The sequence below is a fragment of the Achromobacter sp. NPDC008082 genome (assembly GCF_042957345.1).
Classification (GTDB): Bacteria; Pseudomonadota; Gammaproteobacteria; order Burkholderiales; family Burkholderiaceae_B; genus Achromobacter; species Achromobacter kerstersii_A.
In genome coordinates this window covers 37,375-50,181 of record NZ_JBIBIB010000002.1, presented here as the reverse complement: position 1 = coordinate 50,181, position 12,807 = coordinate 37,375, and the positions used below count along the sequence as shown (strand labels likewise).

Annotated in this window: 9 protein-coding genes; 5 read left to right on the top strand and 4 right to left on the bottom strand. The window is 65.0% G+C overall.

Annotation, left to right across the window (positions count from 1 at the left end; genetic code table 11):
• Window positions 1-207: 207 nt before the first annotated feature.
• Together ACFZAI_RS07340 and mnmC are read right to left on the bottom strand one after the other, a co-directional pair.
• Window positions 208-2,433, bottom strand: a complete 2,226-nt coding sequence (locus ACFZAI_RS07340; protein ID WP_391566320.1) for a TIM-barrel domain-containing protein — start codon at window positions 2,431-2,433, stop codon at window positions 208-210.
• Between the two features lie 269 nt (window positions 2,434-2,702).
• Window positions 2,703-4,571: an FAD-dependent 5-carboxymethylaminomethyl-2-thiouridine(34) oxidoreductase MnmC gene (mnmC, locus tag ACFZAI_RS07335; protein ID WP_391566319.1), complete on the bottom strand. Its 1,869-nt coding sequence runs from the start codon at window positions 4,569-4,571 to the stop codon at window positions 2,703-2,705.
• 145 nt (window positions 4,572-4,716) lie between these two features.
• On the opposite strand from mnmC, the gene ACFZAI_RS07330 reads away from it, so the two are divergent.
• A complete protein-coding gene (locus ACFZAI_RS07330; RefSeq protein WP_391566318.1) occupies window positions 4,717-5,604 on the top strand; it encodes an inositol monophosphatase family protein in 888 nt (295 codons plus the stop codon).
• Between the two features lie 6 nt (window positions 5,605-5,610).
• Here the strand turns inward: ACFZAI_RS07330 and ACFZAI_RS07325 are convergent, their stop codons facing one another.
• Window positions 5,611-7,314 (bottom strand): AMP-binding protein, encoded by a 1,704-nt coding sequence (locus ACFZAI_RS07325; protein ID WP_391566317.1) that lies wholly within the window; start codon window positions 7,312-7,314, stop codon window positions 5,611-5,613.
• A 76-nt stretch (window positions 7,315-7,390) separates the two neighbouring features.
• Here ACFZAI_RS07325 and ACFZAI_RS07320 point away from each other — a divergent pair, with 76 nt between their 5' ends.
• Complete coding sequence (locus ACFZAI_RS07320) at window positions 7,391-8,587, top strand: M20 aminoacylase family protein (protein WP_391566316.1); 1,197 nt, start codon at window positions 7,391-7,393, stop codon at window positions 8,585-8,587.
• Between the two features lie 12 nt (window positions 8,588-8,599).
• Here ACFZAI_RS07320 and ACFZAI_RS07315 read toward each other — a convergent pair whose 3' ends face one another.
• Window positions 8,600-9,493, bottom strand: coding sequence for a LysR family transcriptional regulator (locus ACFZAI_RS07315; protein WP_391566315.1), 894 nt, complete (start codon window positions 9,491-9,493; stop codon window positions 8,600-8,602).
• Window positions 9,494-9,607: 114 nt separating this feature from the next.
• Here ACFZAI_RS07315 and ACFZAI_RS07310 point away from each other — a divergent pair, with 114 nt between their 5' ends.
• From ACFZAI_RS07310 to mgtE, 3 genes are all read left to right on the top strand, one after another.
• Entirely contained in the window at window positions 9,608-10,741 is a 1,134-nt protein-coding gene (locus tag ACFZAI_RS07310; RefSeq protein ID WP_391566314.1) for a YeiH family protein, read from the top strand.
• Window positions 10,742-10,846: 105 nt separating this feature from the next.
• Complete coding sequence (locus ACFZAI_RS07305) at window positions 10,847-11,257, top strand: acyl-CoA thioesterase (RefSeq protein WP_391566313.1); 411 nt, start codon at window positions 10,847-10,849, stop codon at window positions 11,255-11,257.
• A 10-nt stretch (window positions 11,258-11,267) separates the two neighbouring features.
• Window positions 11,268-12,740 carry a magnesium transporter gene (gene mgtE, locus ACFZAI_RS07300; protein ID WP_391566312.1) on the top strand — a complete coding sequence of 491 codons (1,473 nt, stop codon included), beginning with the start codon at window positions 11,268-11,270 and terminating at the stop codon, window positions 12,738-12,740.
• Window positions 12,741-12,807: the final 67 nt, after the last annotated feature.

Sequence of the window (12,807 nt, the reverse complement as noted above, 5' to 3'; positions counted from 1 at the left end):
TCTCTTCTAAAGAGAACGACCGTTTTTTCCATTTTTAATAACTATAAGTAATATAGTCGCCATCATCGCCTTGCGGCGTCTCCGACAGCGCCTACAACCGATGCTGCGATCTGGCGGCTACCAAAAAGGCGCAAAGGGCAGTCAGGAAGGAAAGCCTTCCTGACTGCCCCTTTTATAACGGTGGCCGGTCAACCGGCCACGCGATTGTCAGCGAGCGCGAGAGATGCGGACTTCCGCGCCCCGGCGCTTGACCTCAAGGCCTTCGGACGGCGAAATCCGCAGCCCTTCCAGACCCTTGATGTAGCTGGAGCCCTGCATTTGCATCACGCGGATCTTGTTGCGCATGACGACCGGGTTATGCACCGGCATGCCGAACATCCAGACTTCATCCAGGATACGCGCCGAGTTGAACTCGCCCGTGTGCTGCGCGGCCGGTCCCAGACAGAGCATGTGCCCTTCGCGGCCGAACACCGGGAACTGGCCCAGCTCGCAGTCGATCGTCCAGGTGGTGCCGCCTTCGTAGCGGTGACCCGTGTTCAGATCCCACCAGGCTTCGCCCTTGGGCAGATACACGCGCACCTGCTTGCCCGGTTCGGTGACCGGCGCCACCAGCAGGGCCGGGCCCAGGAGGTATTGCAAGTCCCACTCATGGGCATGCGGGTCGTTCGGGAACGACAGGGCCATGGAACGCTGCACCGGCAAACCGGTACGGGCCGAATCTTCGATGGCGCCCAGCACATAAGGCACCAGGCGATAGCGCCATTGCATCCAGGTACGGGCCTGCGCCAGCGTTTCTTCGCCGAAGTCCCAAGGCATCAAGCCTTCAACACCCTGGAACGAGAAGTTTGCCGAGAACACGCCCACGGTCAGCCAGCGCAGGTACAGCTCGGACGTCATGCCCGAGCGGTCGCGCGAGGCCGAACCGATGCCATGCACCTGCACGGGCAAGCCGCTGGCGCCAATCGACAAGGCGGTGCGCAAGGTATGGCGCAAGCCGTCCCAGGTGTTTTCAGCCTGCGGCCCCACCTGCCACGGCAGGCGCTGCGCGGCGGGGAACAAGTCGGCGCTGGGCACCACGCCTTCCGGCGGGACCTTCAGGCCGGCGACGGCGTCAAACAAAGCACGGCGCACCAACAGCGGATACATGCTGCGCAGCGCGGGGCCGGTTTCGCCGTTGCGGGCGGTGACGCCGTCAGGGATGGCGATCTGGGCGTCGCACGCGGGCGCGTCCAGGCCGTCTTCCACCAATTGGCGATGACGCTCAACCCACAGGTTGTAGATGTCGCGATAGGTCAGGTCGAGCAGGCCATAAGGCTGGCCCGATGTGGCGGCGTTGCCGTCAAACACCTGCGCGGAACCGTCGTCCTTGGCCAGCAGCCAGCCCCGGTCTTCCAGTTCTTCGAACAGCGGGCTGGTCTTCAGCACGCCGGGGAAACCAGAAGCCGAGACATGCACGTTGTGCTTGTGGAACAAGGCCAGCATCTGCTTGGCGTCCGGGAAACGCTGAGCGTCCCATTCGAACACGGCCTTGTCCGCCTGGAAGCCCCAGGCCGCCGGCTGCGCCAGCGTCACGGCGTCAACCGGAATCTGGTTTTCGCGCATGCGGGCCACCAAAGCCACCGTCTGCGTGGGCATTTCGCCCGCGGCCTGTTGCAGCCATGCGCCCATCGCCCACAGCACGGGCTGGCCGGCTCGGCCGGTCAGCGCGGTGTACTGGTTCAGGATTTCAGCGGGTTCGCCGGCGAACAGGAACAGATCCAGCACGGCGTCGTCCACGGTCAGCACGTAGGCCGAATCCGCAGGCGCAACGCCCACCGAATGTTCAATGCGGCGCATCGTGTTCACATAGACGCCCCAGCCTCGCGGGCTCCATGCCAACGGCAAGGCGCGGTGCTCGGGGTCATCGGAAACGACCGATTCTTCGCGGCGGTTCAGATCGCCCGGGGTTTCGCCCAGGCCGAACACGCGCTCGTCGGGCTGCAGGGTGAACCCCGCCGTCCAGACCGCGCTGTCGTCCTGGTCCAGCGCGTTATGCCCGAATGCGGGCGTATGCGCGGAAACCTCGGATTCGAATACCCGTTCTTCGTTGCGGTAAATCGCCACGCGCACGGGATTCGATTGGATTTCCAGGGCAACATCGCCCTGTGTGATGCGCCAACCGTCGCCCCCTTCGCGGGGAGCAATGGCAGCTTCGCCCACGGCCTCTTGGCGCGCGAGCAGCATCTCGGCCACAGCGCGCGCACGCGCACTGGGCTTGTCATCATTCAGGTGGTTCGCCTCGCCGCAGCGCAGGCGAAAAACACCAGGCGCATGCGCCTCGACTACCAGGTGCAACCCATCGCCCGCATCGAAATCGAAGCGACTAGGGCGGGACGTCAGCAGCTCGATGTTATCGAGCTGGGTAGTATGGGCAAAGTCGAACTTGGGCGGCACAGAGCATCCCCCGGCTTAAGCCAAAAACCATCAAAAGACGCTATTTTGACGGATTTGAGCTTTGAAATAAACTCGGTCCCTCTTTTGGACGGCAATCTCATCCAAAAAAGGGGGCATAAAGCCCTCGGCTGACACGAATCGGCGATGATGCCGCGCGTGGCCGAAACGCCAATTTTGAGCCCAAAGCGGCCTATTTGGCGCCAAATCCTGGCAATTACTGCAATTCTACGCCACCTGACTGACGGCCCCCTCAAGCCTTCGACTTTTTTTCATCGCGGTGAAACAAGTTGGGCCAGATCGGTTTCCAGCAGACCGGGCTCACCCGCCAGCCGCGCGGCAATCTCGTCACCCATCAATGCCGACCAGGACAGCCCCCGCGAGGCGTAGCCGACAGCCAGCCACACGCCCCTAGCATGCGGCAACTCGCCCACGGCAGGCAAGCGCCCCGGCAACACCGCGCGCCATCCGGCCCAGCCCGGCAACGTCCCCGGCACCAATGCATCAAAGTCGGGAAAGTGACCGCTCAGTAGGCCGGCCGCCTTGTCCAGCGTGACGCGTTGGCCTTCCGCGCTGACCTGCGTCTGCGTGGCGCCGTGCATATACGTGCTGCCCAGCACGCAACCGGCGCCCACATCGGGCAGCAGATAGCCCTCGCCCCCGACAATGCAGCGCGGGCCGCCCGCGAGCGACGCCGCGGGCACCAGCGTGACCTCGCCCGCCAGCGCATGCATCTGCGCAATGCGCGGCAAAGGATCGAGCAAACCGCTGTCGGCCAGCACGCCCTGCGCGCCAAACGCGTTGGCCAGAATGACGGTTTCGGCATGCGCGATTTCCTGGCCCTGCTCATCCAGCACGCGCCAGCCCGGCCCCACGGGTTCCAACCGCGCCGCCTTGGCAGGCGCCACCGTCACACCCGGCGTTTGCAGCAGCGCATCGATCAGACGATTCGGCTGCACCAGCATGCCCTGCGCAAAGAACACGCCCCCACGCGCCAGCGGCAGGCCCGCCAGCGCACTGGCCTCGTCGCGGTCCACCATGCGTACCCAATCAGAGGGAAACGCCAGCGTTTCCAAGGTGCCGGCCAGCGCGGCGGCCTTGCCCGCATCGCGCTCGACCTGGACCGTGCCGCAGACACGGGGCGCGGCGCCGCCGGCAAGCCCTTTCCAGCGGGCTTCGGCACGCTGGCTGCCTGCGCGCGACAGCCGCGCGCGGGCGTTGTCGTCACGCGCAATCACCGGGGTCAGCGCCGCCGCCAGATGCCCTGCATGCGCAGGTGCTCCCAACGCGCGACCGGCATCCAGCACCGTAACGCGCCATCCCCGCCCCGCCAGCGACTGCGCAACGCCCGCACCCGCCAGCCCCGCCCCCACCACCACGGCATGCCTGACCGTCGAGCGCGGGGCCGCTGCCGCGCTGCCCGGCGCGCGAACCGTACCCACGGTCATCAGCCCCTTGCCGTCATACCCCGGCGCGCACTCCACGTCGAAACCGGCGCCCTGCAAGGCATGCCGCAGCTCGCTGGTGCATGCCCAGGTCGCAACCGTGGCCCCGGGCGCCGCCAGTTTGGCAAGATCGCGCAACAGGGGCGAGGCCCACATTCGGGGATTACGTTCTGGCGCGAAACCATCCAGAAAAAAGGCATCCACCCGCGCGTTCAAGCGCCGCGCCAGCCCCTGGGCATCGCCAAAACCCAGGGTCAGCGTGACCGCGCCATTTTCGAACTCCAGCCGGTGCAGGCCAGGCAGCAGCGCCGGCCATTGCGCCCACAACGCTTGCGCCAGCTCCTCAAGCGGCGCGGGCGCATACCGGGCCAACTGCGCCACCAGGTTCTCGCGCGTGAATGGATGCGCCTCCATCGACACCATATGCAGGGCGGCGGGCCGCTGCGGGTCATGGCGCCAGGCGTTCCACAGCGCCAGAAAGTTCAGCCCCAGGCCGAATCCCGTTTCGCAGACGGTGAACGCATCGCGCCCCCGCCAGCGTTCCGGCAGGCCATTACCCCGCAGAAACACGTGCTCCGCCTGCCCCAGTGCCCCAGCCGGCGCGTGATACACATCGTCATACAAGGGGCTGAACAGCTGGCCGTCGGCATCGATGTCCGTCACGGCGGGGGTCAGGGGCAAATAAGACGAGGACATGGAATCCGGGGGGAAATAATCAAAGTTGAGACAAGCGCGAATTATCGAGCGATGCGGGCGCGGCCGTTGGATGGACGCCACGCGGAATCCGCCTTTCAAGCCGCTGCCACGGGTTTGACGCATAGCTGGGCTTACACTGGTTTACATGGATACCTATGATCAGCCCCGCTCACTGGCCCAGCCCATCGACCTGTGCGCCGCGATCGATGCGGCAGTCACTGCGGCGCATGCAGGCGCGGCCATTCTGCAATCCTACGCGCACCATCGCGCCGATCTTGTGATCGACCGCAAGGCGCGCAACGATCTCGTGTCCCAGGCGGACCGCGAGGCCGAAGCCGTGATTATCCAGGAGCTGCAAACGCGCACGCCCAAGTTCGGCATCGTGGCCGAAGAAACGGGCGGCAAGCCTCAAGGCAGCGCCACCTGGTACATCGACCCGCTGGATGGCACCACCAACTTCCTGCACGACATTCCCCACTACGCGGTATCGATTGCGTTGATCGCCCACGCAGGCACGGCGGTGTCGGCCACGGAAACGCTAAAGGAAGACACCCCCGTCATCGGTGTGGTGTACGACCCCAACCGCGAAGAGCTATTCACGGCGGTGTACGGAATTGGCGCGTGGCTGAACGGCCGCCGCATCAAGTGTTCGCGCACGCAGACGATTGAAGATTCGGTGCTGGCCACCGGTTTCCCCTTCCGCGATTTTTCGTTCGCCGATCAATACATGCCCATGCTGAACGACGCCATCAAGCGTGCGCGCGGCGTGCGCCGCATGGGCGCGGCCGCGCTGGACCTGGCGTGGACCGCCTGCGGCCGTTACGACGGGTATTGGGAAATGGGCCTGGCGCCGTGGGATGTGGCCGCTGGCACGCTGATCCTGCGCGAAGCGGGCGGCACCTGCACAGACATGCACAAGCTTGACCCCTGGCCGATCGGCGGACGCGTCGTCGCGGGCAACCCCGCTATCGAACGCGCCCTGCACGACATGATTGCCCCGCACCTGGACAATCCGCCGTCCGACCCGGCATAAGGCCTGTCAGGCGGCCGCAGCGTCCTGGGGCGCCTTGGCCGGCGCGTCGGGGCGCAGTTCGCGGCGCAGGATCTTACCCACATTGCTCTTCGGCAATTCTTCGCGGAATTCCACGAAGCGCGGGCGCTTGTAGCCCGTGAGCTTTTCGCGGCACCAGTCCTGCACCTGGGCCTCGGTCAGCGACGCGTCCTTCTTCACAACAAACACCTTCACGGCTTCACCTGAGTGCTCGTCAGGCACGCCGATGGCGGCGCACTCCAGCACGCCGGGCATTTGCGCGACAACCGCTTCGACCTCGTTCGGATAGACCTTGAAGCCCGACACCGCAATCATGTCCTTCTTGCGGTCGACGATGCGCGTGTAGCCTTGCGCGTCCATGATGCCGATGTCGCCCGTGCGGAAGTAACCGTCGGCCGTCATCGACTGCCGCGTTTCTTCGGGCTTCTGCCAATACCCCAGCATCACCTGCGGCCCGCGTATGCCTACTTCGCCGCGCTCGCCCAGCGGCACTTCATGGCCCGCATCATCAAGAATTGCCACGTCGGTGGAAGGCAGCGGCAAGCCGATCGAGCCTGAATACGCGGTGGCGTCGGTGGGGTTCACGGTGGCGACAGGCGAGGTCTCGGACAAGCCATAACCTTCAATCAGCGGCCGGCCGGTAATCTTCAGCCAACGCTCCGCCACCGACTGCTGCACCGCCATGCCGCCTCCCAACGTCAACCGCAATGCCGAGAAATCCAGCTTCGCGAAGTCGTCGTTATGGGCCAGCGCGTTAAACAGCGTATTGACGCCTGGGAACAGATTGATGGGCACCTTGCGCCACGCGTTGATCAGCGACGGCTGATCGCGCGGGTTGATGATGAGCACGTTGCGCATGCCCGCGTGCAGGCCGTACAAGCCGCAAACCGTCATCGCGAACACGTGGTACAGCGGCAGCGCGCTGATGATAGTGAGCTGCGTGCGCGCCAGATCGTGCACCACGGGCTGCGCCACGGCTTCCGTCTGCAATACGTTGGCCGCCAGATTGCGGTGCGACAGCATCGCGCCCTTGGGCACGCCCGTCGTGCCGCCCGTGTATTGCAGCACCGCCACATCGTCCATCGACAAGACGGGTGGCGTGAACGGCGCACGCGCGCCATCACGCAACACGGCTGGCAAATTATGTGCGCCGTCGATGCGCCACGGCTTGACGATCTTCTTGATATGGCGGGCCACAAAGTTGACCAAAGGCGCCTTCAGCCCGCCCAGCAAATCACCCGGCCCGGTCACGACAATGTGCTTGAGCTGGCCGCGGTTCTTCACCGCTTGCAAGGTGTTCGCAAAGTTCTCAAGAATCAGGATGACAGATGCGCCACTGTCTTGCAGTTGGCGTTCGAGCTCGTCAGCGGTGTAGAGCGGGTTTACGTTCACCACGACCAGCCCCGCGCGCAACGTGCCCAACATGCCAACCAGATACGCCGGCACGTTCGGCATCATCAACGCCACGCGCGCGCCCTTGGGCAGGCCCAGGCTTTGCAGCCAGCCGGCGAAGCCGCGGGCATAGTGATCCAGCTGCGCATAGGTGATGTCGCTGCCCATCGCCGTGCAGGCGATGCGCGACGCATATTGTTTGCAGGCCCGGTCAAGCAAGTCGGCCAACGAGGAATAACCCTCAGTGGAGATCTCCGCCGGAACCCCCTTCGGGTAATGGGCAAGCCACGGACGCGTCATGGTATTTGTCTCCATTAAATAGATTTTTGATTGATGATAACCTTGTTGCGTTCCCCAATTCCGCCTGACTTTCCCCATGAAACTGCTCGAACCCATCGTCGCCTGGCATCAAGACATTTCCAAGATCCGACGCGACATCCACGCGCATCCCGAACTGGCTTTCGAAGAATTCCGCACCGCCGATGTGGTTGCGGCCAAGCTTGAAGAATGGGGCATCGAGGTCGACCGCGGCTTGGGCGGCACGGGCGTTGTCGGGATCATTCGCGGCAATCAGCCGGGCGAACGCGCCGTGGGCCTGCGCGCCGACATGGACGCGTTGCCGATGCAAGAGGTCAACACCTTTGCGCACGCCAGCCAGAACGAAGGCAAGATGCACGCGTGCGGCCACGACGGCCACACCGCCATGCTGCTGGCGGCGGCGCAATATCTATCGCAACACCGTGATTTCGCCGGCATTGTGTACGTGATTTTCCAGCCCGCCGAAGAAGGCGGCGGCGGCGCCAAGCGCATGATCGATGACGGCCTGTTCAAGCGTTTCCCGATGGAAGCGGTGTTCGGCATGCACAACTGGCCCGGCATGAAGACGGGCCAATTCGGCGTGACGCCCGGCCCCATCATGGCGTCCAGCAACGAGTTTTCGATTATCGTGAAGGGCAAGGGTACGCACGCTGGCATGCCCAACCTGGGCATCGACCCGGTCATGGCGGCCGTGCAGCTGGCGCAGTCGTTGCAGACCATCATCACGCGCAACCGCAATCCGCTGGACGCGGCGGTGCTCAGCATTACGCAGATTCACGCCGGCAGCGCCGACAACGTCGTGCCCAATCACGCCGAATTGCGCGGCACGGTGCGCACCTTCACGCTGGACGTGCTGGACCTGATCGAACGCCGTATGGAAGAGATCACGCGCCACACCTGCGCCGCCATGGATTGCGACGTGCAATTCACGTTCCAGCGCAATTACCCGCCCACCATCAATCACGCTGAAGAAGCGGCGTTCTGCGCCGACGTGATGCGCGACATCGTGGGCGAGGCCAACGTCAACGACCACGTGCAGCCCACAATGGGCGCGGAAGACTTCGCGTTCATGCTGCAGGAACTGCCGGGCTGCTATGTGTGGATTGGCAACGGCACGGGCGAACACCGCGACAGCGGCCACGGCCTGGGCCCCTGCATGCTGCACAACGGTAGCTACGACTTCAACGACGACCTGCTGCCGCTGGGTGGCACCTACTGGGTCCAGCTGGCGTTGAAGCGTCTGGCCAAAGCCTGAGGGGCAAGCGCCCTACCCGCCGTCCGCCGCCCCGACCGCCAGGCACATCGCCAAAAAGCGTTCGGCGGCGCGGGCCGCGGCGTCCGCGTGCGGCACCAGAATGCTCAGCGTGCGCGTCAGCGGCTTGGGCAACAAGCGCAACGCCGCCAGCGCACCGTCCTCATGCCGCATCGACATGACGGACACAAAGCCCACGCCCAGCCCCGCGCGCACCGCCTGCTTCACCCCTTCCACCCCCGCCAGCTCTAACCCCACCGACGGCGCCTGCCCGGCATCGGCGAACGCGCGTTCGACCAGACGGCGTACGCCGGAGCCGGGTTCGCGCATCACCAGCGGCGAGGCGGCCAGGTCGCGCAACGTCACCGCGCCCTTGCTGGCCAACGCGTGGTCCGCCCGCACGATCGCCACGACTTCGTCCTGCCGCCAGGCGTGCACCGCCGTATCCGCCGGCAGGCCCGTGGGCACATCCCCTTCAATAAAGGCCAGGTCCAGCGCGGGCAGCCGCTCGACGATTTCGCGCGTGTTGCCATCCGACAGATGCAGGCTGACCGCAGGAAAGCTGTGGCGAAAATCGGCGACGAGCCTGGGCAGCAGATAGCTGGCGGGCGTGGTGCTGGCGCCCAAGCGCAGCGCGCCGGTTTCCAGCCCGCGCCACGATTCCCGCACCGCCTGCGCCTGCCGATATACCTGCCGCAGTTGCCGGGCTTGTTCGGCCAGCCGTTCGCCGGCCTCGGTCAATGCAATGCCGTGGCCGCTGCGGCGGTACAGCGGTTCGCCAAACCACTCTTGCAGCATGCGCAGTTGGCCCGACACGGCGGGTTGAGACAAATGCAGCACTTGCGCGGCGCGGCTGATATTGCCGGTATCGGCGACGCAGGCGAAGGTCAGCAACTGATCTGGGGTCATAGGCAGATAACTATCAGAATTTCCGATATTACATATTCAAAATAAAGATTTTTCAAATAGTAGTGGCACATCTAATATTTCGGGAAGTTATTTAGATATGCCCAAAGGGCCATCATGAGCACCACCACCAGCACCGCAGTTCCACTTCCCGCGACAGCAGCCGCAGCCCCGGGAGCACCGGCTGCCGCAGCACCGGCTGCCGCAGCATCGGCTGCCGCAGCATCGGCCACCGCCACCCCGTGGCGCGACAAACTCAACGGCGTGCTGTTCGTCGGCCTGATGGCCGCGGCCGTCATGCAGCTGGCGGACCTGCCCGCCATTCGCCAGTTGGGCTTTTCGCCGCTGGTGGTCGGCATTGTCTGCGGCATGCTGTATGGCAACTTCCTGCGCGGCACCATGCCGGCGGATTGGAGCGTGGGCGTGAACTTCACCGCGCGGCGCCTGCTGCGCATCGCCGTCGCCTTCTACGGTTTGAACATCAGCATTCAGCAGATCGCGGCCGTGGGCTTGCCCGGGCTGGCCGTTTCCGTGGCCGTCGTGCTCGGCACCTTATTGATTGGCACCGTTGTCGGCCAGCGCATGCTGGGCCTGGATCGCGACACCGCCATGCTGACCGCCGCAGGCAGCGCCATCTGCGGCGCGGCCGCCGTGCTGGCGTTCGAACCGACCTTGCGCGCCGCCCCGCACAAGAGCGCCGTGGCCGTGGCCACCGTGGTGCTGTTCGGCACGCTGTCCATGTTCCTGTACCCCATCCTCTATCACGCCGGCTGGCTCAACTTGGACACCCAGGCGCTCGGCATCTATATCGGCGGCACCATCCACGAAGTGGCGCAGGTGGTCGGCGCGGCCAGCAATATTGATCCCGCCACCACCGAAGTCGCCACCATCGTCAAGATGACCCGCGTGGCGCTACTGGTGCCGGTGCTGCTGGTGCTGGGCATGTACCTGCGCAGCGCCGCCAGCCACGCGGGCGGCCAGGCCAAGGGCGCCAAGCTGCCCATCCCCTGGTTTGCGGTCGGCTTCCTGGTGCTGGCCATCATCAATTCGCTGAACATCATTCCCGCCGACGCCATCGCCGCCATCCGCCGCCTGGATGTCTTTGCGCTGACCATGGCCATGACGGCGCTGGGCATCGAAACCCGCTTTGCCCAGATCAAGAAGGCCGGCCCCCGCGTGATGGCCCTGGGCCTGATCCTGTACGCGTGGCTGTTGGTTGGCGGCTACGGCATCGTCAAATTGGCGACCTGATCCGCGCGGCCGCCGCCGCAAAGCGCGGCGGCCGCCCTTCCATGCACGCCGCAGTCGCTTTTTTCCTGCATAATCGGCTGGTTCCCTAGCAGTGGAGTCGGCCGCATGACCTCCAGCAACAAATCCCCGTTTACGACTTTGCCCGCCGATCGCGACGCGGTATTGCGCGTCATGCCGATGCCGGCCGACGCAAATATCCATGGGGACGTGTTTGGCGGCTGGATCATGTCCCAAGTCGACATCGCCGGCTCCATTCCGGCGGCCCGCCGCGCGGCTGGCCGCGTCGCCACCGTCGCAGTCAACGCCTTTCAGTTCAAAGAGCCCGTGTTCGTGGGCGACCTCCTCAGTTTCTACGCCGCCATCGTCAAGACCGGCACGACGTCGATCACGGTGTCGGTCGAGGTCTACGCGGAACGCCAACGCCTGGACGCCGAAGTCGTCAAGGTCACCGAGGCCACCCTGACATACGTCGCCACCGACGAAGCGCGGCGCAGCCGCCCCCTCCCCACTCTTTGAGCCGTAACGCATGACGCAGTCCGCCGCCGCGCAGAAACCGCCCGCGACGCCACGCCGCCTCGACCCGGAAGACGCACAGACCGCCCTGGCCGAAGTGCAGGAACGCCTGCGCCGCCAGCAATTGGTAGCCGATCTGGTGCATCGCCAAGAAGAAGGCGACGCCAAAGCCACGCTGGTTGAAGACCTGGTGCACCGCCAGCACGAGGCCGAACTCAAGACCCTGCTAGACGGCCTGCATCCGGCCGATATCGCCTTCATCCTGGAATCGCTGCCCAAGGACGAACGCCAGGCCATCTGGAAGCTGGTCAGCCCCGAGCACGATGCCGACGTGCTGCTGGAAGTCGAAGACTGGGTGCGGGAATCGCTGATTGAAGCGATGGACCGGCAAGACCTGGTCGCCGCCACCGGCAACATGGACGCCGACGAGCTGGCCGACCTGGCGCCCGACCTGCCGCCCGACGTGGTGGCGGAAGTGCAAAAGGGCCTGACCGAAGAAGAACGCGCACAGCTGCTGGAAGCCATGGGCTATCCGGAAGACAGCGTGGGCGCGATCATGGACTTCGAAATGGTCCGGGTGCGTGAAGACGTCACGCTGGAAGTGGTGCTGCGCTATCTGCGCCGCCTGCACGAGCTGCCCGACCACACCGACCAAATTTTCGTGGTGGACCGCCAGGACAAGCTGCAAGGCATTCTGCCGCTGTCGCGCCTGTTGGTCAGCGAACCCGAAACCGAAGTGCGCGCCGTGATGAATTCGGATTTCCTGGCGCTGAACCCGCTGGATTCCGACGCCGACGCGGCCGGCGCCTTTGAACGTTACGACCTGGTGTCCGCCCCCGTGATGGACGACCAGGGCCGCTTGATCGGCCGCGTCACCATCGCCGACGTCGTGGACGTGATGCGTGAAGACTCGCAAGAACAGGCCTTGTCGCGCGCCGGTCTGCAAGAAGAAGACATCTTCGCCCCGGTCAGCACCGCCTTGCGCAACCGCGCCCCGTGGCTGCTGTTCAACCTCTGTACCGCCGCCACGGCGTCTTTCGTGGCGTCCCAGTTCGAAGGCACGGTCAGCCAGATCGTCATCCTGGCCTTCCTGATGTCCATCGTGGCCGGCATTGGCGGCAACTCCGGCAACCAGACCATGACGCTGATCATCCGCGCGCTGGCCATGGGCCGGATCACCGGACGCAACCTGTGGCAGCTGGTCAAGCGCGAGCTGTTCGTGACCTTGCTGGTGGGCTTGTGCGGCAGCCTGGTCGCCGCCTTGTTCGCCTGGGTGATCTCGCATTCGCTCTCGATCGCCCTCGTGATGATGGCGGCGATGATCTGCAACATGCTGGTCGGCGCGTCCGTCGGCGTGCTGGTGCCGATGGTGCGCGCCCGCTTCGGCAAGGACCCGGCGATGGGATCGTCCGTGCTGCTGACCTTCGCCACCGACTCGCTCGGCTTCTTCATCTTCCTGGGGCTGGCGACGCTCTTCCTGCTGTAGCCTGGCCGCCACAGAGAATTCTTAATCTATGTTGGCCCTCTGCCCGCGCTCCGCGGGCAGAGGCATT

Excerpts from the sequence above, each read along its gene's own strand:
- ACFZAI_RS07320 (WP_391566316.1), top strand. The coding sequence starts at position 7,391 with ATGAAACTGCTCGAACCCATCGTCGCCTGGCATCAAGACATTTCCAAG.
- ACFZAI_RS07315 (WP_391566315.1), bottom strand. The coding sequence starts at position 9,493 with ATGACCCCAGATCAGTTGCTGACCTTCGCCTGCGTCGCCGATACCGGC.
- ACFZAI_RS07330 (WP_391566318.1), top strand. The coding sequence starts at position 4,717 with ATGGATACCTATGATCAGCCCCGCTCACTGGCCCAGCCCATCGACCTG.
- ACFZAI_RS07305 (WP_391566313.1), top strand. The coding sequence starts at position 10,847 with ATGACCTCCAGCAACAAATCCCCGTTTACGACTTTGCCCGCCGATCGC.
- ACFZAI_RS07310 (WP_391566314.1), top strand. The coding sequence starts at position 9,608 with ATGAGCACCACCACCAGCACCGCAGTTCCACTTCCCGCGACAGCAGCC.
- ACFZAI_RS07325 (WP_391566317.1), bottom strand. The coding sequence starts at position 7,314 with ATGACGCGTCCGTGGCTTGCCCATTACCCGAAGGGGGTTCCGGCGGAG.
- mnmC (WP_391566319.1), bottom strand. The coding sequence starts at position 4,571 with ATGTCCTCGTCTTATTTGCCCCTGACCCCCGCCGTGACGGACATCGAT.
- mgtE (WP_391566312.1), top strand. The coding sequence starts at position 11,268 with ATGACGCAGTCCGCCGCCGCGCAGAAACCGCCCGCGACGCCACGCCGC.